This is a genomic window from Nitrobacter vulgaris (assembly GCF_031453995.1).
Lineage (GTDB): Bacteria > Pseudomonadota > Alphaproteobacteria > Rhizobiales > Xanthobacteraceae > Nitrobacter > Nitrobacter vulgaris.
The window spans coordinates 40,980-63,165 of sequence record NZ_JAVDPZ010000013.1 but is presented as its reverse complement, the minus strand read 5'-3'; the positions used below and the strand labels follow the sequence as shown (position 1 = coordinate 63,165).

Sequence of the window (22,186 nt, the reverse complement as noted above, 5' to 3'; positions counted from 1 at the left end):
CTCCGTTTGAGGATGGGCTGCGGAATATCGGCGCGGCAGCGGAGAAATAAAAGTCACGCGTTTCAAATATTTAGGGGATTTCCGTCAACGAGAAAACAGATATTCTGGAGACGCCGGCTGGAGCGCATCATTGCTCAAACCGGTGGGTTGAAGCATGGATCCGTCACATGCAGTTCACAAACTGCGGTGACAGCGCGCGCGGCCTCCGTTATCCGGATAAGCGATGGACCTCGCAACGACAAAAGAAGCGGCGGACGGCGCCGGTTTCGATACCGTCCGGATCATCGGCGAAATTGATGCGCTGGCCGAAAAGCACGCTGGGCACGGGGACGTTTTCCGTTCTGCCGTGTCCAGGTTGTTGAAGGTCGAACTCGCGAAAGTGCGCGATGCGGCGCAGGCGAGGCTTCTGCGTGACCGCCACGGGCGGCGCTGCGCCGAATGGCTTTGCTTCGTTCAAGACGAAATCATCCGTCTGGCGTTTTCGGCCGCGACCCGTCATCTCTATCATTCCCCCATTCCGTCCGACGGCGAGCGCATGGCCGTGGTGGCGACCGGCGGCTACGGGCGCGGTCTGATGGCGCCGGACTCGGATATCGATCTGCTGTTCATTCTGCCTTACAAACAGACGGCGTGGGGTGAACAGGTCGCCGAGGCTATCCTGTATTGTCTATGGGACATGGGCTTGAATGTCGGTCACGCGACGCGCTCGGTCAATGAATCGATCCGGCAGGCGCGGGGCGACATGACCGTCCGCACCGGAATTCTGGAAGCCCGCTTCGTCACCGGCGACCGGGCGCTTTACGACGAACTGGTTAGCCGCTTCGACACCGAAGTGGTGCGGGGAACAGCGGCGGAATTCGTCGCTGCCAAGCTTGCCGAGCGCGAGGAGCGCCATCACCGCGCCGGCCAGTCGCGCTATCTGGTCGAGCCTAACGTCAAGGATGGCAAAGGGGGATTACGCGACCTGCATACGTTGTTCTGGATCGCGAAGTATGTCTATCGGGTGCGTGAAAGCCACGAATTGCTCCAGTGCAATGTGTTCGATGTTCGCGAATACCGGACCTTTAGCCGCTGCGCCGATTTTCTATGGTCGGTACGCTGTAACCTGCACTTCGCGACAGGGAGGGCGGAGGAACGGCTGTCGTTCGACTTGCAGCGGGAGATCGCGGTCCGGCTCGGATATACGTCTCATCCGGGGATGCAGGATGTCGAACGCTTCATGAAGCACTACTTCCTGACCGCCAAGGATGTCGGCGACCTCACCGCAATTCTATGCGCGAAGCTCGAGGATCAGCAGGCCAAGCCGGCACCGGTTCTCAGCCGCGTGATGTTGTGGCCGCGGGGCACGGAGGTTCGGCGGGTTCCGGACAACGACGACTTCATCATCGACAACAACCGCATCAATCTCGCGACGCCCGATCTCTTCAAGCGCGACCCTGTCAATCTGATCCGTTTGTTCCGCCTCGCGCAGAAGAACAACCTGGCTTTTCATCCGGACGCCTTGCGGCTGGTGACGCGGTCGCGACGGCTGATCAACGCGGAGCTTCGCGAAAACCCGGAAGCCAACCGGCTGTTCATGGAGATCCTGACCTCGAATGACGCGGAGACCGTGCTGCGCAGGATGAACGAGACCGGGGTGCTAGGTCAGTTCATCCGCGCCTTTGGCACGATCGTCTCGATGATGCAGTTCAATATGTACCATCACTACACGGTGGACGAGCATCTGATTCGCTGCATCGGCATCCTTCAGGATATCGAGCGCGGCGACAATGACGAGGTCGCGCTCGCCAGCGAGCTGATGCGCAAGATTCTTCCCGAACACCGGCCTGTCATCTACATCACCACACTGCTTCATGATGTTGCAAAAGGCCGGCCCGAGGATCATTCGATCGCGGGCGCCAAGGTAGCGCGCAGATTGTGCCCGCGCCTTGGCTTCAACGCAGCCGACACCGAACTGGTCGCGTGGCTGATCGAACAGCATCTGACGATGTCCAAAGTGGCCCAGTCTCGCGACCTGTCCGATCGCAAGACCATCGAGAACTTCGCGGCCGTGGTCCAGTCGGTCGAGCGGATGAAGCTCTTGACCATCCTGACGACCGCAGACATTCGTGGCGTCGGCCCCGGCGTCTGGAATGGCTGGAAGGCCCAGCTGCTCCGCACTCTTTATTATGAGACAGAACCCGTGCTGACCGGCGGCTTCTCCGAGGTCAATCGCGCGCAGCGCATGGCGGCGGCTGAGGCCGAGTTCCGTGCCGCTTTCACCGAATGGCCCGACCATGAGCTTGATGCCTACATTGTCCGGCATTATCCGGCCTACTGGCTCAAGGTCGATCTCGAGCACAAGATCAGGCACGCGCGCTTCCTGCGCGCCAGCGAAGGAAGCGGCAAGAAGCTTAACATCAACGTCGGCTTCGATGAGGGGCGCGGCGTCACGGAGCTGACGATCCTTACCGCCGATCATCCGTGGCTGCTGTCGATCATTGCCGGCGCATGCGCGTCGGCCGGCGCCAATATCGTCGATGCCCAGATCTATACGACCATCGACGGGCAGGCGCTCGATACCATCGCGATCTCACGCGAATATGAGCGCGACGAGGACGAAGGCAGGCGCGCCGGCCGCATCGCCGAGATCATCGAGCAGGTGCTCGAAGGCCGGTTGCGCCTGCCCGACGTGATACCGAGCCGCGCCGGGGGAAAGAGGCTGCGGCCGTTTGTGGTCGAACCCAAGGTCACCATCAACAATCAATGGTCGGACCGCCACACCATGATCGAGGTTTCAGGGCTTGATCGACCTGGGCTTCTGTTTCAGCTCACCACGGCGATCTCGAAGCTCAACCTCAACATCGCCTCGGCCCACGTGGCGACATTCGGCGAGCGCGCGCGCGACGTGTTCTACGTCACCGACCTGCTCGGCGCCCGGATCACCGCTCCGACACGGCAGACCGCGATCAAGCGCGCGCTGGTCCATCTGCTCGCTAACGGCAGCACTGCGAAATAATTCGCCGTCGGGAGGCAGCGTCTTGCAAACGCCGCCTTGCAAATGGGTTTGGCCTTCATTCTGGCCGGACCAGCCGGTCGGGCTGCGAACGTCGCGCGGATGACAGGACGCGGCTTGTTCGACTTGGGTCGGCGGTTCCAGCCCTAATGTTGCATTAACTTTCAGGTAACCGCGCCTTAAAGCCCGGCCGCTAGGGTCCCGTCTGATTTTGACGTTCGCATCAACGGTTGCTGCAAGAACATGCGAACTTCGAAATCGGCACACTGGCGTGCAGGGTCGGCGTGAGCGTTGTTGCGTATGGCGTGGGGACAAAAAAAGCGTAGCGGGCGCAAAGAGCCGGTATTCAGCGGGTTCGCAGCTTCGCTTTCGGAGTTGCGCATCAATCCGCTCGACCGCGTTACGATCGCTGACGACAAGCCGCCGGACAGGCGAGCCCGCCCGCGCAAAGCAGCCGCTCCGAATACTGAAGGCCCGCGCAGGCCTCCGGGTGAGGGTGGACGGCGAGCGAAGAAGCGTACACGCGCGCGTCTCTCGCGGCTGTTTTATTGGGGCGCCGTACTCGCATTGTGGGCGGTTATCGCCGTCGTCGGCCTGCTGATCTATATCGGCGCGCATCTGCCCCCAATCCAGTCGCTCGAAATTCCAAAACGTCCGCCGACCATTCAGGTTGTCGCTGCGGACGGCAGCGTGCTGGCGACGCGCGGCGAAATGGCCGGAAACAACGTCTTGCTCAAGGACGTGCCGTCCTATTTGCCGAACGCCTTCATCGCGATCGAGGATCGCCGGTTCTATTCGCATTACGGCGTCGATCCGATCGGCATCCTGCGCGCAGCCGTTGCCAACGTGCTGCACTTCGGCGTATCGCAGGGCGGCTCGACGCTGACCCAGCAACTTGCCAAGAATCTGTTCCTGACCCAGGAACGCACGCTTGAGCGGAAGCTCCAGGAAGTCGAACTCGCGCTTTGGCTGGAGCGCAAGCACACCAAAGCGCAAATTCTCGAGCTTTACCTCAACCGCGTTTACTTCGGGTCTGGCGCGTATGGTGTCGAAGCGGCGGCGCAGAAGTATTTCGGAAAGCCCGCGAAGAACGTCACGCTCGCCGAGGCCGCCATGCTGGCCGGTCTCGTCAAGTCGCCGTCGCGGCTCGCGCCGGATCGCAACCCGGAAGGTGCCGAAGCCCGCGCAAAGATCGTGCTCGCGGCAATGGCGGACGCTCACCTCATCACGGCGCAACAGGCGCACGCCTCGGCCGCCCAACCCTCCTACGCCGTGAAGCCGGCCAGCGCCGGTACCACCAACTACGTTGCTGACTGGGTCGGCGATGTCCTCGATGATCTGGTGGGCCAGGTCGATCAGAACATTGTCGTCGAAACGACCATCGATCCGAAATTGCAGAGCGTGGCGGAAGCCGCCCTGATCGACGAACTGGCCGCGAAAAGCGTCAAGTTCAATGTCAGCCAGGGCGCATTGGTGGCGATGACGCCCGACGGCGCGGTCCGCGCCATGGTCGGCGGCCGCAACTACGCCGACAGCCAGTTCAATCGGGCGACCATGGCAAAGCGTCAGCCCGGCTCCGCGTTCAAACCGTTTGTGTATCTGGCCGCGATCGAGGCTGGGCTCACGCCCGAGACGATCCGTCAGGACGCTCCGCTCGATGTCAAAGGCTGGCGGCCGGAGAACTACTCTCATGAATATTTCGGCGCGGTGACGCTAACCCAGGCGCTCGCAATGTCTCTCAATACCGTCGCCGTCCGGCTCGGACTGGAAGTCGGTGCTGCAAAAGTGGTGCGAACCGCGCACCGCCTCGGTATCACATCAAAACTTGAGACGAACGCATCAATTGCGCTTGGCACTTCAGAGGTGTCGCCGCTGGAGCTGGTCGGGGCCTACGCGCCGTTCGCAAACGGCGGATATGCCGCCAGTCCCCATATCGTCGAGCGCATCCGCACCGTCGACGGCAACAAGCTTCTCTATGCGCGCGGGAAGGAAGCACCCGACCGGGTGATCGATCCACGCGGGGTCGCCATGATGAATACGATGATGGAGCAGACGCTCATCAGCGGCACCGCGCGCAAGGCCGAGATTCCCGGATGGACAGCCGCCGGCAAGACCGGAACCAGTCAGGATTTTCGCGATGCATGGTTCATCGGTTATACCGCGCGGCTCGTGACCGGGATTTGGCTCGGCAACGACGACAATACGCCGACCCGCAAGGCGACCGGCGGCGGCCTGCCGGTGGAGGTCTGGACCCGCTTTATGCGCGCCGCTCACCAGGGCGTTCGGCCCGAGCCGATTCCCGGCACACAGCGGGGCGGCTTCCTGCCTGAAGTCGCGCAGTTCGGCCAACCCGTCGACGTACCGGTCCCGGCGGCTTCGCCTGCGGTCGAGCGCCAGCCGCAGCCGGTGCGGACCAATGTGCGGCCGGAAGCTGCTGGCGGTCTGGATGGCTGGCTCGTGGACCGGCTGTTCGGCGGTCACTGAGGCATGACAAAATAAGATGAAGCTCTCAACGCGTCATTGCGAACTCGCGACAAATTGGCTGCCAATTTTGTGCTGAGCGAAGCAATCCAGATAGCAAGAAAGAGAGCTGGATTGCTTCGTCACCGTCGTTCCTCGAAGACGAGGAACTGTGCTCCTCGCAATGACGAAGCGCTTCAGTTCCAACCAAAGCAATCAAGCCCTCGTAAGACTTCGGCCGCGTCGGCAGTTCCGAGATCAGTCCTGAATACCGTAGCGATGGAGGTCGTTGCCTTCAACGTCGAGCCACTTCTTGGCCCGCTCGACATGATTACAGATGCGAGCCACCACCTTCCAAAACCGTGGCGAGTGATTCATTTCAACGAGATGGGCGACCTCGTGCGCGGCGAGATAATCCAGCACGAACGGCGGCGCCAGGATGAGCCGCCATGAGAACGAGAGCGATCCGGAGGACGTGCATGATCCCCAGCGGCTTGATTGGTCGCGGATCGAAAGGCGCTTGACCTTGACGCCAAGCGCGTCGGCATGGCGCTGCGAGGCTTTTTGTAGGTCTCGTCTTGCTTCCCGTTTCAGGAAATCATGGACCCGCCGGTCGAGATATTCGAGTTCGCCGGCGACACAAAGAATACGCTCGCCACTATCGCGCGTCTCGGTCCACACGGTACCGCGCTCGCCGGCGCGATGCACGATCCGATGGGCGATGCCGCGCAGCGGAATGACCGCGCCGTGGTGGAAGGGCGCCGCCTTCGGCAGCCGCCCGAGACGCGCCGCGATCCAGCCGCCGTGACGTTGCGCAAAGTCTTTTGCTTCCGCGAGCGTTCCTCGCGGCGGCATTGTCAGGATCGCTTCGCGGTCACTCGGATGGATTCGCAAGGTGTAGCGGCGCGCGCGGCGATGCCGGCGCAAGCGGACTGAATAAACCTGGGATCCATGCTTGATGAGAAGCCGGGATGGTTCGGCGGGACGTCGATAAAGGAGCGCACGGGCCATGTCTGCAAATCCGGGACGGGAAATCTCGCCCGGATTCTGCCATATCCGGCGCCACTCAAATCGATCGGCGCAAAAACAAATCATTTGCCCAATATACAGGGGTAATCCATCCCCGATTGGCTATATAAGGGGTGCAGGAACAAGAAAATTTGTATTTCATTCGGCTGAGTTGACCCTCGAAGCGATGAAAATGAATTCATCTCTTGAAAACAAAAGAAATGAACCGATCATTGGAGGGTTACCGCAGGATCCCGCGCCCCTGACTGCGGGATCGATCAGGCGATTGTTTCCGTTCGGATTTACGTGCGATCGATGCAGCGGCCGCAGCGTGCGATGCTTACGCTGGCTGTCTGGCGTTCGACTGCATGAAGTCATTGATGCGAGGGACGATCTCCGATCTGAACCGCGACCCGTTAAACACTCCGTAGTGACCAACATCCTTTTGCACGTAATGGGTTCGCCGGTTGTTTGGGATCGATGTGCATAACGCGTGCGCCGCCTCGGTCTGGCCTAGGCCGGAAATGTCGTCCTTCTCACCTTCGACCGTCATCAACGCGACGCGCGTGATCTTCGAAGGTTCGACCAGCCGGCCGCGATGGGTCATCTCGCCCTCGGGCAGCGCGTGCTTGACGAACACCAAATCAACCGTTTGCAGATAATACTCGGCGGTCAGATCCATCACAGCGAGATACTCGTCATAGAAATCGCGATGCTTGTCGACCAGGTCGCCGTCGCCTTTAACGAGATTCTCGAACAGACTCTTGTGCGCATTCATGTGGCGATCGAAATTCATGCTGATGAAGCCATTGAGCTGCAAGAAGCCGGGATAGACGTCGCGCATCACCCCAGGGTGCGGAAACGGCACCTTGGTGATGACGTTATTGCGGAACCAATCGGTGCCCCTTTCGGCGGCGAGATTGTTGACCGCGGTCGGATTCTTGCGGGTATCAATCGGCCCTCCCATTAACGTCATCGACAGCGGAACATACGGATCGCGCTCGGCCTCCATCACCGACACGGCGGCCAGCAACGGGACCGACGGTTGGCAGACAGCGATGACGTGGACGTTTCCGCCGAGCACATGCAGCATCTCAATCAGATAGTCGACGAAATCATCGAGATCGAAGCGCCCCTCGGCGACCGGTACCATTCGGGCATCGGACCAGTCGGTAATGTAGACGTCATGCGTTGGCATGAACGCTTCGACGGTTCCGCGCAGCAAGGTTGCGTAGTGACCCGACATCGGAGCCACCAGCAGCAGGCGCTGCTGCGGCACGCGCAGTGGATGTGTGTGCATTCGATCGAAGTGGAGCAGACGACAAAAGGGTTTCTCCCAGACCGAGCGGATCTCGATCGGTGTGCGCACACCGTTGACTTCGGTTTCGTGGAGGCCCCATTCCGGCTTCGCGTAACGGCGGGTGGTGCGTTCGAACAGTTCGCAACCCGCGGCGACGGATTTGCCCAACTCGGTATGCGCCCACGGATTGAGCGGGTTCTGGAACAGCATCCTGGTTGCATCGGTGATGGCGCGAGCCGGGTTGAGCGACGCCTGAGCCATTTCGTACATCCAGTACATCGGCGCCGTCATCGACGGGCTGACTTCCGCCGGCATCTCCGGCGGCCGTCCAAATTCACCGATCGGCATTGGCTTGTTCCCCTTTTTTTTGCGTCGCAACATAGTGACCGTTGCGATACAGAGCGTCAATCCACCGCTTGCCTAGATATAGTAGGTTGATGCTTTTAGAGAAACCTCAGGTGGAAAAAATCTCTTTCCGGCCTCGTTTGAGGCCAGGACGCTGCTATGCCGCGCAAGGTGGCGCTGCGTTATCAGTCTCGGAAATTTCATGCGGGCTTGGCCCGGTCCCATGAAATGAAAGCCGGCTCCGCATTTTATTTTGAGATGTCTTTTCCGAAAGCAGTTCTCACCTTTCAGAATGATGCTCTAGTCTTCGAGAATGACCGACGTTGCTGCTTCCGATTTCCGCCATCCCCGCCGCTACGTCCGGCTGGACACTCTTTTGCGGCTGCGGTGGCTTGCGGTATTGGGGCAGCTCGCGGCGATCTTCGTTGTTGAGCAGGGACTTGAGTTCGATCTGCCAACCGCTCCCTGTTTGACGATCGTCGGGTTGTCGTCGCTACTCAATCTCGCTTTGCAAGTCAGCTTCAATCCGATGAAGCGGCTCGAGCCATGGCATGCGGCAACGCTGCTTGCGCTGAACATTGCTCAACTGGCCGCGCTGCTGTTCTTCACCGGCGGTTTGCAGAATCCATTCTCCTATCTGTTTCTGGCGCCGGTACTGATCTCGGCCACCGCCTTGCCGACGCAAATGACCATGGCGCTCGGCGGCTTCGCGGTCGCCTGCGCGACGGTCCTGGGCTTCACGCATTTGCCACTGCCGTGGGATGCATCCAATCCGCTCGTCTTGCCGCCGATCTATCTCATAGGAGTCTGGCTATCGATCGTCCTGGCGATCGGTGTCACGAGCCTTTACACATTCCAGGTGACGGAGCAGGCGCGCAAGCTGTTCGACGCCCTGGCGGCGACCGAACTGGTGCTGACCCGCGAACAGCATCTGACCCAGATCGACGGCCTTGCTGCCGCGGCCGCCCACGAACTCGGAACACCGCTCTCAACCATCTTTCTGATTTCGCGCGAGCTGGAAAAAGCCTTGCAGGAGAATGGCGCTCAGGATCCACAACGGCTCGCCGGCGATCTCGGGATCGTACGGGAGCAGGCGCAGCGTTGCCGCGATATTCTCGCCAAGATCGCGCAACTGTCCTCATCTGGCGCGCCCTTCGATCGTATGCCGCTGTCGACGCTGATTGAGGAAACCGTTGCCCCGCATCGTGACTTCGGCATCGACATCAAGACCCGGATCGAGGCCGCAGGTGACCACGAACCGGTCGGCATGCGTAACCCCGCGATCCTTTACGGCGTCGGCAACATTCTCGAGAACGCCGTCGACTTCGCCCGCAGCGCGGTCGAAGTGAATGCCTGGTGGGACAGAGACAATGTTGAGATCGTCATTGCGGACGACGGACCGGGCATTGTCCCCGACATTCTGAAGAGGATCGGCGAGCCTTATCTGTCGCGCCGTCGCAACGCCGGCGATGCCCAGGGCGGACGTACAGGACTGGGTCTTGGAATTTTTATCGCCCGAACCTTGCTGGAGCGAACCGGCGCTAAGGTATCATTCAAGAACCGAAAGTTTCCTGAGCATGGCGCGGTGGTCAGGATTGTGTGGCCACGTGTCCGTTTTGAAACAGCAAAAACGATTGCGGAGACAATAGGATAGGGATCGCGGCCGTGGATTTGGGCAACAATTGCTTGCGGTGCGGTGTTCAGCGATCATATGATTTCAGACCAATCACGCGAGGTATCAATGTGAACGCCACCCCCGACGTTATCCCGCAAGCCGACCGCTCGCTGCTTATCGTTGAGGATGACAAACCGTTTCTGGAGCGGCTGTCGCGCGCCATGGAAACGCGCGGCTTCACTGTGACCTCATGCGGCAGCGTCTCTGATGGTCTTGCGCATATCGGAAAGTCCGCGCCGGCTTTTGCCGTGGTCGATTTGCGGCTGGGCGACGGCAATGGCCTCGACGTTGTGTCAGCGCTTAAGCGCGAGCGGCCCGATGCTCGAGCGATCGTGCTAACCGGCTACGGCAACATCGCGACCGCTGTGACGGCGGTGAAGATGGGGGCGATCGATTATCTGTCCAAGCCTGCCGACGCCGACGACGTGGTCGCAGCGCTGCTTGCCAGCGGTACAGAAAAATCCGAGTTGCCGCCGAATCCAATGTCCGCCGATCGCGTGCGCTGGGAACACATTCAGCGCATTTACGAGATGTGCAGTCGTAACGTGTCGGAAACGGCGCGGCGGCTCAACATGCACCGCCGCACGCTGCAACGTATTCTGGCGAAACGCGCGCCTCGCTGAGACTGAATTGTTATCCTCCGTTCAAGGGGCGACAGCCGTTCAGCTTTAAGTCAGACGCAGCGTTTCGAGCGAAGTGGCTTATCGCCTTGCGCTGGCGCCGCCCTCGAGTCACATTCATGCTTTAAAATTCACCGTCGGTGTAGCCCTGCGGATCGGCCAGGCGATTGAGACGTTGCGCCGCCGCGATCCCGAAGCGCAGCATCATCGCCTTGCGCGTCGGTGCCGACAGGCGGTGCTCGGGCGCCTCGCAATGCAAGTAGGCGCCATAGGCGTCTGCAACGATTAGCCCCGTATCGCCGGGGAAAATATCGCACGGCAGATCGCGCGTGAAAGCGAAGAACAGGCGATCACAATGCTCTCGGTAATCCTGCCACTTCCTGTCCGCACGCAAATCCTCGGCCGATGACTTGATCTCGACGATCCAGATCTCGCCGCGTGCATTCACTGCAACGAGATCGGCACGGCGCCCGGACGGAAGCGACAATTCGCTGAGACACGCAAATCCAAGCGATCGCAAAAGTCTGCCGGTCCCGCGCGCGATCGCCAGCGCGGTCTCCGACTGGCGGCGATCCGGCAGGGCCACAAAGGCGATGTGAGCGGTATTCGTTTCCATGCGACTATAGCGTCTTCGAGCGACGTGGGTGCCGGTTCGCGTGAAGAAAACGAGTCAAATCAAAACCATAGAACACTACTTCTGATTCCGTCAGAAGCGGAAGGGCTTAGAGCATTTTCCAGCTAAGTGGAATCCGGTTAGCCGTACGAAAATGCTCTTAATCAATAACGTGTGCGTACTCTGACCGCAAAACGGTATCCACCTTTGCGGAGTACGCGCTAGGCTCGGTGTGTCGCCGGTGATGACGTTAAATCGCTTGGCGAGGCCGTAAAAATCGGCATTGTGCGCGTATGAGCCGGGACGACCAAAGCAGCACCAAAGTCGGCGCCACCATCATCCCGGTGACGCCGTTCCGACAGAACTGCACCCTGTTGTGGTGCGAAGCCACCAAGGATGGGGTGGTGATCGATCCTGGAGGCGATATTCCGCTCGTCAGGGCCGCCATTAAAAAGGCCGGTGTGAGCGTCGGACGGATCTGGCTGACGCACGGCCATATTGATCATGTGGGCGGCGCCGCGGAGTTGCGCGACGCGCTGAAGGTCCCCATCGAGGGTCCGCATATCGCCGACAAGTTCCTGCTCGACCATGTCGTCGAAAGCGGATGCCACTACGGCATGACCGGAATGCGCAATTTTGTCCCGGACCGCTGGCTCGAGGAGGGCGACCGGGTCGAGTTCGGCCAACTTGCATTCGATGTGCTTCATTGTCCCGGCCATTCGCCGGGAAGCGTGGTTTTTTTCAGCCCGGAGATGCGCTTTGCGCATGTTGGCGACGTGTTGTTCAACGGTTCCGTCGGCCGCACCGACTTGCCAGGCGGCAGCCATGCCATGCTGATCAAGTCGATTACCGACAAGCTGTTGCCGCTTGGGGATGACGTTGCTTTCATCTGCGGACATGGTCCGGGGTCGACCATCGGCTACGAGCGCGCAAGCAATCCGTTCCTGACCGGCAACGTGTGACTCCTCTCAGGTTCGAGACCAAGAGTGATCGCCTGTCGGTCTCGACACAGAACGGATCACGCCATGCGCAGGACCGCCGCCACTCTCCACGGCGATGGATGATGGATGGTGCCGACACACACCTCGCAGCCGATATCAGCGGGAAATGATGTCGCGGACACGCTGCGAAAGATGGCTGAGATCGAACGGCTTGGTGATCATGTCCATGCCGGGCCTGAGGAAGCCTTTGGCGTTTGCGGCATTGTCGGCATAGCCGGTCATAAAGAGGATTTTCAAATCTGGCCGGAGTTCCCGCGCCTGATCCGCGAGTTGGCGTCCGTTCATGCCCGGAAGCCCGATGTCGGTGAGCAGGAGATCGACAGGAGTGCCCAGTTGCAGGATCCGCAAGCCCGCCGCTCCGTCCGCGGCCTCGCGTGTGACATAACCTTGATCGTGCAGCATTTCGACAATAATGCTGCGCACGACCGGTTCATCCTCGACCACCAGCACGGTCTCCCCGGTCGCGGTGATCCTGTTCACGGGAGACGCCTGACGAGCCTCGGCAATGCTATCATGGCGCGGCAGAGACAGGCTGATCGATGTGCCTCGTTCCGGCACGGTGTCGAGTGCTATGTGGCCATTCGATTGCCGGGCGAATCCGTAGATCATCGACAGGCCGAGTCCGGTACCCTGTCCGATCGGCTTGGTGGTGAAGAATGGATCGAAGGCGCGCGCCGCTATATCGGCGGTCATGCCTGTTCCGGTGTCGGCGACGGTGATGCAGATATAGTCGCCCGGTTGCTTGGCGGAGGCCCCGGACTCGATGGCCTCGAGGGTCACGTTCGCCGTGGTAATCGTGAGCCTGCCGCCGCTGGGCATGGCGTCCCGTGCATTGATCGCGAGATTGAGCAGCGCGCTTTCGAGCTGATTGGGGTCGCACAGCGTCGGCCAGAGCTGTTCTGATGGGGCGATTTTCAGCTCAATGGTCTCGCCGATCGTCCGGCGCAACAAGTCTTCCAGCGAGAGGATCAGCTGGTTGGCATTGACCGGTTTCGGCACCAGGGGCTGTCTGCGGGCGAACGCCAGCAGGCGGTGCGTCAGCGCCGCGGCCCGATTGGCGGAGGTCATTGCGGCCTCGATGTAGCGTCCCGCGCGATCGGTCCGCCCCTGATTGAGGCGCGTCTGCAATAAATCCAGCGAGCCCACGATGCCGGTGAGCAGGTTGTTGAAGTCGTGGGCGATGCCGCCGGTCAACTGGCCGACTGCTTCCATCTTCTGCGATTGACGTAGCGCTTCTTCGGCCGCCCGCAACCGTTCGGCAGCCGCCTTCTCGGCAGTGACATCGCGCGCCACGGCGTAAATCAGGTCCTGATCCGGAACAGCGGTCCAGGACAGCCACCGGTACGAGCCGTCCTGGTGACGAAGCCGGTTTTCGAATCGAACGGTAGCCTTGCCGCGTGCAAGGCGGCGGACCTCAACTCGGGTCTTAACGATATCTTCGGGATGCTCGATCCATTCGGCGGTGCGCTCCATCAGCTCGGCTTCGCTCCAGCCGAGCGTCCTGGTCCAGGCAGGATTGACGGAGCGCCAGATGCCGTTCTGGTCCATGACGAGCAGCAAGTCCCGGGACACGTTCCAGATCCGGTCACGCTCGCGGGTTTTTTCTTCGACGCGCTCGGCGAGCGTCGCATTCAACTCGGCGAGTTTTGCCGCGATCCGCTTCTGATCGTGGACGTCGGTGTTGGTGCCGATCCAGCGGGTGATACGACCGTCGTCATCGCGCGCCGGCACCGCGCGGGATAGAAACCAGTGATAGCTGCCGTCAGACCTCCGCAGCCGAAACTCGATCTCATAGGGTTCGCCGCTGTTCACCGCGCGGGTTCTTGCGGCGGCAGCGGCCGATGCGTCCTCCGGATGGACGATCTTACTCCAGTCGTAGCCGCTGAGTTCGCCCGGTTTTTTACCGACATAGTCGTAGAAGCGTTGATTGAACCAGTTAAATGAGCCGTCGGACGTGGCGGTCCAGACGTGATGCGGCAGCGCCTCTGCAAGCGTACGAAATTCCTGTTCGCGCTCGCGGATCGAACGCTCCGCTTCGACCTGGTCGGTGACATCGATGTGCGCGCCGAACAGACGGAGCGCTTTCCCCTCCGCATCGCGCTCGATCACTGATCGGGCGGAAATCCAGCGTGTCGCGCCGTCGCTCGGCCGGATGATACGGTAGCGTACCGCGTACTCGCGATCACCGCCCCGCACCGCATCGATGAACTGCCCTTCGGCGACCGCGCGATCGTCGGGATGAACGCGGCGAAGCCAGTCTTCACGATTCTCGTGGACGGCTTCGGGCGGAAGGCCATGTATCTTCAAATACTCGGGCGACTTGCGACTGCGATGCCCGGTGCGCAGATCGACTTCGAGGCCGCCGATCCGTCCAATCGCCTGCACGCGCGCGAGCTCGGTCTCCCGCTCCTGCAAGGCAAGTCTGGCAAAATGTTCACGCGTGACATCGCGGCATACGACGAGCACGCCTCCAACACCTTCATCGTTATCGATGGGGCTGAAGCCGTAGGTCCAATAGCCCTGCTCCAACCTGCCGTGCCGCGTGACCGGAACAAGCTGCTCCTCATGCCACGTCGCGCCGCTGCCGGCCATGACGTGCTCGATCTGGGGGCCGATGATGTCCCAGATCTCGGTCCAGCACTCTTTGCCCTTCTGCCCAAGCGCGCTGGGATGCCGCTCCGGTCCCATGGTCTGCCGATAGGCATCATTATAGAACTGGATCAGGTCCGGCCCCCACCAGATGAACATCGGGTGGTTGGTGTTCAGCATGATCCGGACTGCCGTGCGCAGACTCTGCGGCCAGGTATCGGAAGCGCCGACCGATGTAGAGGCCCAATCGAATCGGCGCGTCAAATCACCCATCTCCCCGCCTCCGGCGAGAAAGGCTCCGGAACTGACACCTTCCTTCTCAAACATTGATGGACAAGTTTTGTTAGGTAGCCCGTCGGGAGGGGTGACCCCAATGACGCCGCATACCGGGTCACAATCGGCACAGAACGCGCTGTCCCTCCCTTTGGTTCCAATTATTTTTTTGCGGATGTGACGCCGGCGCCCCCGGAGCCGACGTCGCGCCCCGCTCTCGCGGCGGACAGCCGTCAGTTCAGCTTGACCACTTCCACCCGGCGATTCCTGGCTCGGCCGTCGTCGGCGTCATTCGAGGCGGCGGGCGCCATCATGCCGACGCCGGCTGCGCGCAGCCGCTTCGGATCGATCCCGTGGTTTGCCGCCAACACCTTCACTACCGCCTCGGCCCGGCGCCGCGACAGGTCGAGGTTGTGGTCGAACGCGCCCTGATTGTCGGTGTGGCCGACGATCAGCACTGCGAGCTTCGGGTCGTTCTTGAGCAGACCTGCGATCTCGGCCAGCGTGGGGCCGGACTCGGGTTTGAGCTCGGCTTTGTCGGTGTCGAAGAAGATGCCGTAGAGCGCGACTCGGCCGGTCGTACCGATGCTCCGCGCCATCTCCTCGGCCTTAACCACGACCATCTTCTGCTCGCGGGGCTTGGGTTCGACGATATGGACCAGCGCCACGGTTCGTTCATTAAATGCCTTGCAGTACAGGTTGTCCTCGACCTGAAAGGTTTGCACGGTGACATAGGCATCGCCGCCGCCTTGCGGGATCTTCGCAGCGAAGAACCGCTGATCGTCGACATGGGATGTCAGCGCGCATTTGCCGTTTGAAAAGTCGGCGTCCTTCAGCTGGTTTGCGTAAACGAAATACATCATGAGACTCATTTCGTCGCCGCCGCCCTCGCTGGAGCGCTCGGGATCGCCGCCGCATTCTTCCTTCTTGCAAGTGTAGAGGATTTCGCCACCGGCCTCCTTCACGACGTCCTGATAGTTGCGCAACACCTCCAGCGGCGAGCGTCCGGCCGGTAGCAGATAGGCAATACGAGTGCGCGCGCCCTCGATTTCGATTTCCTTTTTCGGTTTGAACACCTGATTGTTCATCCGATCGCGCTGATCGTCGCCCGCCTTCTCAAGCCTTGACAGCGGCACTTTGAAATCGGTGAAGGCGAGGCGCTCATAGCTCACGATGAACGAGCCGTCGTAACGCTTCAGCAGCGCGTTATCCCTGGCGCCGGCAATATCCTTGGTTGGAATGATAGCGTCGGCGCGAGCCGTGGTCGCACCGAATAAACCGATCGCAACAGTCAGCATGGCAATCTGCTTGAGCATTCTATGAAATCTCCATGGCAAAGCATCACACCAAGCCGATTGGCTGTTCTCTGACAAGGGACTATCGCGTCGAAGGATCGCTGGGGAAAAGGAGTCGATGGACGTGCGCCGTCGGACTCGCCCGACGGGGCGCTGATTACCGTTGCTCAATACTTGACGGACTGCGGCTCCTTAACCCCACGGACCCCGGCGAGGGCCACTGTTCCAGGGGCCGCGGGAGTCGGGCGCCGCGCGGCGGGCAAGACCTTCGCCGGACTGCCCGGCGAGCTTCTGCAATGCGGCGATGCGGTTTTCGGTCGAGGGATGAGTCGCGAACAGGTTATCCATACCGTGTCCCGACAGTGGGTTGATGATGAACATGTGCGCGGTCGCGGGCACGCGCTCCGCCTCCATGTTTGGGATCTGATGCGCGGCATTGTCGATCTTGGCCAGTGCCGAAGCGAGCCACATCGGCTGGCCGCAGATGCGCGCGCCCATCTCGTCGGCGGCGTATTCGCGGGTGCGGCTGATCGCCATTTGCACCAGCATGGCTCCGAGCGGCGCGAGGATCATCATCGCCAGCGAGCCGATGATACCGGGGCCGTTGTTGTCGCGGTTACCACCGAAGAACATGCCGAACTGCGCCAGCATCGAGATCGCGCCCGCGAAGGTCGCGGTAATGGTCATCAGCAACGTGTCGTGATGTTTGATATGCGCAAGTTCATGCGCGATCACGCCGGCCAGTTCCTCGCGGCTGAGCGACTGCATCAGTCCCGTCGTCACCGCCACGGCGGCATTCTCCGGATTGCGGCCGGTGGCAAAAGCGTTGGGCTGCGGATTGTCCATCACGAACACGCGCGGCATCGGCAGGCTGGCACGCGCAGCAAGCTCGGACACCAGCCGGTGCAGGTCTGGCGCGGTGCCGGCATCGGCCTCATGTGCGCCGTACATCGACAACACCATGCGGTCGGAGTTCCAATAAGCGAAGATATTGGTCGCGGCGGCGACGACGAGCGCTATCGTCGCGCCGCTGGCGCCGCCGATCAAATAGCCCACGCCCATGAACAGGCCGGTGAGCCCCGCCAGCAGGATCGCAGTACGGAAATAGTTCATTAAACCTCTCGAAACCCTCACCGGATTTGGTGGCCGGCATCCAGAACATGGGAATTGCGTATCAGGGCGCGCAAGTGCGGCGGCCCGTCGCGGCGCCAGATAGATCGATTTTTCTTCTATGAAGCGATTAGCTGGCCAAATCTGGTTCAGGATCGGCATAGGCATGGCCTGCGACGCTCCCGCCAATTCCAGGACCAGAAACGTCGCCGTTCCAGCGCTCCGAAGCTCCGAGTCATCCGGCGAGATCCGGAGCGACAAGCTCGAAGGTCGCGGTCCCGAAACGGACGGCGTGATCGGACTCGGTAATGGCGAGAAGGTCGGCCCCAAAGGGGCTTGGATCAGGTGATGGGGTTATGGCGCGAGGACTATTTCCGCTTCCGCCGAATAACGGACTGCCTTTGGCCGGACCCGTACCGTGCCGCACATTACGATCAAGGCCTTGCGCAAGGACAGCGCATCGGCAGAGCTTCGATCGCGGAGCAAGAGCGCTGCCTGGCTAGAGTCTTTGATTTGACGCGTTTTTTTCACGCGAACCGGATTCCACTTCGCTCGCGACCGGTTCATGAAGAAAGCCGCATCGCGATGCGATGCGGCTTTCTTGCCCACTCCCCCAAGATTTATTCCGCCAGACCAGGACTTTGAAACCCTGGCCTTTTCCGATCAGTAGTTCGCGACCGTCGGCGTATTGAAGTGATAGTTCAGGCCGGTGCGGAAGATGTGCTCCTCCGCGCCGGTGCTCATTACGAACGGCCCGCCACCGATATTGAATCGTGAACGGCCGAGGTCGACGTAGAGATATTCCGTCGTTGAGGTCCAGTTCGGCCCGAACAGGGGGCCGCCGAACAGGTTCACGATGGGAAGCGGCGTCTCGATGCCACCGCCCACGGTGTAGCCGGTGCGGGTGTTGGAGAAGCTAAAATTGTTGAGCGCAGTCTTGACGTTGCCATAGGCGAAACCGCCGGTCGCGTAGAACATCGAGGGTCCGATGGCGTAGCCGAGGCGGCCGCGCGCGGTGCCAAACCACTGTAGCTTCGAATTGAAATCGACAGAGGCCCCCGGCACGCAGCCGAAGCAGGTCTTATTATCCTCCAGGGTCGAGCCCTGGAAGTCGGTCTCGAGGCCAAAGACGATGTTGCCAGCCTGCCAGTTGTAGCCGATCTGGCCGCCGCCGATGAAGCCGCTGGGCGCGAGATTGAATCGGGCGAGCGGATTTCCAGCCGCATCGGAGATGGTGTTGCGGTTGCGACCGAGTCCGCCGCCGGCATTGCCGCCGATATACAGGCCGTTCCAATTTGCCGTGACTGTCGGTACGTACGGGCTGCCGGGGCCGCCGATGCGATAGTTCACGCCGGCGCGGAAGATATTCTCGTGCAACTCGGAACGCAGCGCCTGACCGGGAAGACCGGCGAAGGCTTGGTTACCCAGATCGAGATAAAGGTACTCGATCTTGCCGGTCCAGTTGCCGCCGAGCGCGGCTTCGACGCCGCTGCCCCAGGTCCAGCCGCTGCGTCCGCCGCCGAACGCGGACGGCACGCCACCTTGAATGACTGTGGTGCCAACGTTACCGTAGGCCCAACCGCCGGTTAGGTAGGTCATCATCGGACCGTTAACCAGACCGACGCGGCCGCGCGCCGTGCCGAACCAGTTGAGTCTCTGATTGTACTGGAGCGCGCCGACAAAGTTGGTCCGGGTGTCGGTCATGTCGGCGCCTTGGAGGTCAGCTTCGACGCCGAATACGATCGGGCCCAGGAACGAATTGGTCTGCCAATTGTAGCCGATCTGGCCGCCGCCAACCGCGCCGAGCGGCTGCAGATGCGTCGAAATTGCCCCGGGGGGACCAAAATTATGCACGGTTTGATTGCGACCAACCCCGAGGCCGGCGTTCACGCCGAAGTAAAGGCCAGTCCAGTCATAGACCGGAGCCATCGGCGGAGCCTTGGTGTAGGGCCGCGGTGCAAGATCCGCCGCCTGGGCGCTCATCGCGGTGCTGGCCAGCAGAACGCCGAGCAGAATTTTTTTCATTTTCATTATGATGGTCCCCGACTGCAAATGACCGCAAGACTGTACGCTTCGGCGGGAAACTTGTCTGTGGTTCGGTAGCCACACCTGATAGGGAATGATGTGGTGACGGCGAAAACCTTGCAAAATCAGCATCAAAATCAGCATCTGGCATAACAATGCCGGACCCTATCGCGGCTTGTCCGCGCCTCCCAAGCCGCGCTGAACCCCACTCCGACCGTTTGCGGGGGGATGCTGATTCGCTTTCGATCCCCGCCAACTCGACCGGACAGGCGGGACGGCCTACCTTCTCGGAGCGTGGGAATCGCTGATCGCGAAAAGCAGCCCTTGCTGCCTGACGGCTTTCTGCGCTGGTTTGCGGCGCGGGGATGGTCGCCGCGTGCCCACCAACTGGCGTTGCTGCGAAAGGCCCGTGCCGGCCGTTCGGCGCTGCTGATCGCCCCCACCGGCGCGGGCAAGACGCTGGCCGGATTTCTGCCCACGCTGGTGGACATCTCTTCTCCCTCTCCCCTTGCGGGAGAGGGAAGGCACCTTCACACCCTCTATATTTCTCCACTGAAAGCGCTGGCGGTCGATATCGCCCGCAATCTGGAAACCCCGATCACCGAGATGAGTCTGCCGATCCGGGTCGAGACCCGCACCGGCGATACGCCGGTGTCACGCCGGCAGCGACAGCGGCGTTATCCGCCGGACATCCTGCTGACCACTCCTGAACAGATCGCGCTTCTGCTGGCGTCGGACGATGCGCCGTTTCTTTTTTCGTCGTTGCGGCGCGTTGTGCTCGATGAACTGCACGCGCTGGTGACCTCGAAACGAGGCGATCTGTTGTCACTGGCGCTCGCCCGGCTGTGGCTGCTCGCTCCGCGAATGCGTACGATCGGCTTGTCGGCGACGGTGGCCGAACCGGAGTCGCTGGCGCGATTCCTGGTGCCGCAGCTCGAAGGCAAGGCCGTTTCGGCTGACATTGTCGAGGCCGAAGGCGCAGCCGCTCCAATTGTCGAGATGCTGGACACCAGCGAACGGCTGCCGTGGGCGGGACATTCGGCGCGTCATGCGTTGACTGAAATCTACGATCTCATCAGGCGCAACAGGACCACGCTGGTGTTCGTCAACACCCGGAGCCAGGCCGAGATGTTGTTTCAGGATCTCTGGCGCATCAACGACGACGGTCTCGCCATCGCGCTGCATCACGGCTCGCTCGACGTCGCGCAGCGCCGCAAGGTGGAGCAGGCGATGACGGATGGCCGGCTTCGCGGGGTGGTCTGCACGTCGTCCCTGGATCTTGGCGTCGACTGGGGCGACGTCGATCTCGTCATCAATATCGGTGCGCCCAAGGGTGCCTCGCGGCTGATGCAGCGGATCGGCCGCGCCAATCACCGTCTTGATGAAGCCTCGCGCGCAGTTTTAGTGCCGGCTAATCGGTTCGAAGTGCTGGAATGCCGCGCCGCCATTGATGCGGTTAACGAAAATGCGCAGGACACGCCGCCGTTGCGCTCCGGTGCGCTCGATGTGCTCGCGCAGCATGTTCTGGGCTGCGCCTGCGGCGAGCCGTTCCGCGCCGATGAGCTTTATGACGAGGTGCGAACCGCCATACCCTATGCGGCGCTGACGCGTGCTGATTTCGACGGCGTGATCGATTTCGTCGCCACCGGCGGCTATGCGCTGAAGAGCTACGAACGATTTGCCCGCATCCGGCAGGACAAAGAGGGGCGCTGGCGCGTCGCCAATCCGAAGGTAAAACAAAGCTACCGCCTCAACGTCGGCACCATCGTCGAGGAGGCGATGCTGAAGGTGAGGCTGGTGCGTTTGCGGCACGGCGGTTCCGGTTCGACTGGCGCGATCGCGCGCGGCGGCCGCATGTTAGGTGAGATCGAAGAATATTTCATCGAAGGCCTGGTTGCCGGCGACACCTTCGTGTTCGGCGGCGAGATTGTGCGTTACGAGGCGCTGTCCGAGGATCAGGTCTATGTTTCGCGTGCCAATGACGAGAGCCCGAAGGTGCCGTCCTACATGGGCGGCAAGTTTCCGCTCTCGACCTATCTGGCCGAGCGGGTTCGCAACCTGCTCGACGACAAGCGCGCATGGCGCGGCCTGCCGGAACAGGTGCGCGAATGGTTGATGCTGCAGTCACATTTTTCGCGTGTGCCGCATGCGCGCGAGATGATCGTTGAAACCTTTCCGCGCGCCGACAAGCATTATCTGGTCTGTTATCCGTTCGAAGGCCGGCTTGCGCACCAGACTCTCGGCATGTTGCTGACGCGGCGATTGGAGCGTGCGCGTGCGCGACCGCTTGGCTTTGTCGCCAACGAGTATGCGCTCGCGATCTGGATGCTGGGGGACGCTTCGTCGATGATCCGGCAGCGCCGGTTCGATCTCGATGCGTTGTTTGATCCGGACATGCTGGGTGATGATCTCGAGGCATGGCTTGCGGAATCCGCGTTGATGAAGCGCACCTTCCGCAATTGCGCAATCATTTCGGGCCTGATCGCCCGCCGTTTCACCGGGGCGGAAAAGAGCCGACGGCAGGTCTTGTTCTCGACCGATCTTGTTTACGATGTGCTGCGCAAGCATCAACCCGATCATGTGCTGCTGCGAGCGGCCCGCGCCGACGCTGCGACCGGACTGCTGGATATCCGCCGCCTGAGCGATATGCTGGCGCGGATCAAAGGCCGGATTACCCATAAGCCGCTCGATCGCATTTCGCCACTGGCGGTTCCGGTGATGCTGGAAATCGGCCGCGAGGCGGTTTATGGCGAGGCGTCCGACGAGTTGCTCGCGGAAGCGGCCGAAGATCTCGTCAAGGAGGCGATGGAGCGGTGATGCCCTCGCGGTCCATATTTGCCTTGTTCCCATGGCCGCCGCTCTTTTCGGAAGATCGTT

At 61.1% G+C, this 22,186-nt stretch carries 14 protein-coding genes; 7 read left to right on the top strand and 7 right to left on the bottom strand.

The features are described from left to right. Positions 1-223: 223 nt before the first annotated feature. Positions 224-2,998: a [protein-PII] uridylyltransferase gene (locus GGQ85_RS10095; protein WP_079445264.1), complete on the top strand. Its 2,775-nt coding sequence runs from the start codon at positions 224-226 to the stop codon at positions 2,996-2,998. A gap of 297 nt (positions 2,999-3,295) precedes the next feature. Continuing rightward, positions 3,296-5,479, top strand: a complete 2,184-nt coding sequence (locus tag GGQ85_RS10090; RefSeq protein ID WP_309774375.1) for a transglycosylase domain-containing protein — start codon at positions 3,296-3,298, stop codon at positions 5,477-5,479. A 234-nt stretch (positions 5,480-5,713) separates the two neighbouring features. Here the strand turns inward: GGQ85_RS10090 and GGQ85_RS10085 are convergent, their stop codons facing one another. Both GGQ85_RS10085 and GGQ85_RS10080 read right to left on the bottom strand, forming a co-directional pair. Further along, on the bottom strand, positions 5,714-6,550 hold the full coding sequence (locus GGQ85_RS10085) for a M48 family metallopeptidase (RefSeq protein WP_079445266.1): 837 nt from the start codon (positions 6,548-6,550) through the stop codon (positions 5,714-5,716). A gap of 253 nt (positions 6,551-6,803) precedes the next feature. Further along, the gene (locus GGQ85_RS10080; protein ID WP_309774374.1) at positions 6,804-8,111 is read right to left on the bottom strand and encodes a polyhydroxyalkanoate depolymerase; all 1,308 of its coding nucleotides are present in this window, start codon (positions 8,109-8,111) and stop codon (positions 6,804-6,806) included. A gap of 310 nt (positions 8,112-8,421) precedes the next feature. Between GGQ85_RS10080 and GGQ85_RS10075 the strand changes: the two genes are divergently transcribed. Both GGQ85_RS10075 and GGQ85_RS10070 read left to right on the top strand, forming a co-directional pair. Next, positions 8,422-9,762, top strand: coding sequence for an ActS/PrrB/RegB family redox-sensitive histidine kinase (locus tag GGQ85_RS10075; protein ID WP_309774372.1), 1,341 nt, complete (start codon positions 8,422-8,424; stop codon positions 9,760-9,762). Positions 9,763-9,851: 89 nt separating this feature from the next. Beyond that, the gene (locus tag GGQ85_RS10070) at positions 9,852-10,406 is read left to right on the top strand and encodes an ActR/PrrA/RegA family redox response regulator transcription factor (RefSeq protein ID WP_079445268.1); all 555 of its coding nucleotides are present in this window, start codon (positions 9,852-9,854) and stop codon (positions 10,404-10,406) included. Positions 10,407-10,527: 121 nt separating this feature from the next. Here the strand turns inward: GGQ85_RS10070 and GGQ85_RS10065 are convergent, their stop codons facing one another. Next, positions 10,528-11,019, bottom strand: a complete 492-nt coding sequence (locus tag GGQ85_RS10065) for an MmcB family DNA repair protein (RefSeq protein WP_079445269.1) — start codon at positions 11,017-11,019, stop codon at positions 10,528-10,530. A gap of 290 nt (positions 11,020-11,309) precedes the next feature. Between GGQ85_RS10065 and GGQ85_RS10060 the strand changes: the two genes are divergently transcribed. Further along, positions 11,310-11,978: an MBL fold metallo-hydrolase gene (locus tag GGQ85_RS10060; RefSeq protein WP_309774370.1), complete on the top strand. Its 669-nt coding sequence runs from the start codon at positions 11,310-11,312 to the stop codon at positions 11,976-11,978. A gap of 135 nt (positions 11,979-12,113) precedes the next feature. Here the strand turns inward: GGQ85_RS10060 and GGQ85_RS10055 are convergent, their stop codons facing one another. From GGQ85_RS10055 to htpX, 3 genes are all read right to left on the bottom strand, one after another. Beyond that, on the bottom strand, positions 12,114-14,933 hold the full coding sequence (locus GGQ85_RS10055; RefSeq protein WP_309774368.1) for a hybrid sensor histidine kinase/response regulator: 2,820 nt from the start codon (positions 14,931-14,933) through the stop codon (positions 12,114-12,116). A 179-nt stretch (positions 14,934-15,112) separates the two neighbouring features. Further along, entirely contained in the window at positions 15,113-16,195 is a 1,083-nt protein-coding gene (locus GGQ85_RS10050) for a DUF4892 domain-containing protein (RefSeq protein WP_309774367.1), read from the bottom strand. Between the two features lie 171 nt (positions 16,196-16,366). After that, positions 16,367-17,287 (bottom strand): zinc metalloprotease HtpX, encoded by a 921-nt coding sequence (gene htpX, locus GGQ85_RS10045; protein ID WP_309774366.1) that lies wholly within the window; start codon positions 17,285-17,287, stop codon positions 16,367-16,369. 118 nt (positions 17,288-17,405) lie between these two features. On the opposite strand from htpX, the gene GGQ85_RS10040 reads away from it, so the two are divergent. Beyond that, positions 17,406-17,633, top strand: coding sequence for a hypothetical protein (locus GGQ85_RS10040; protein WP_309774365.1), 228 nt, complete (start codon positions 17,406-17,408; stop codon positions 17,631-17,633). Positions 17,634-17,947: 314 nt separating this feature from the next. Here GGQ85_RS10040 and GGQ85_RS10035 read toward each other — a convergent pair whose 3' ends face one another. After that, the gene (locus GGQ85_RS10035) at positions 17,948-19,309 is read right to left on the bottom strand and encodes an outer membrane protein (protein ID WP_309774435.1); all 1,362 of its coding nucleotides are present in this window, start codon (positions 19,307-19,309) and stop codon (positions 17,948-17,950) included. Between the two features lie 294 nt (positions 19,310-19,603). Here GGQ85_RS10035 and GGQ85_RS10030 point away from each other — a divergent pair, with 294 nt between their 5' ends. Continuing rightward, complete coding sequence (locus GGQ85_RS10030) at positions 19,604-22,126, top strand: ligase-associated DNA damage response DEXH box helicase (protein ID WP_309774364.1); 2,523 nt, start codon at positions 19,604-19,606, stop codon at positions 22,124-22,126. Positions 22,127-22,186: the final 60 nt, after the last annotated feature.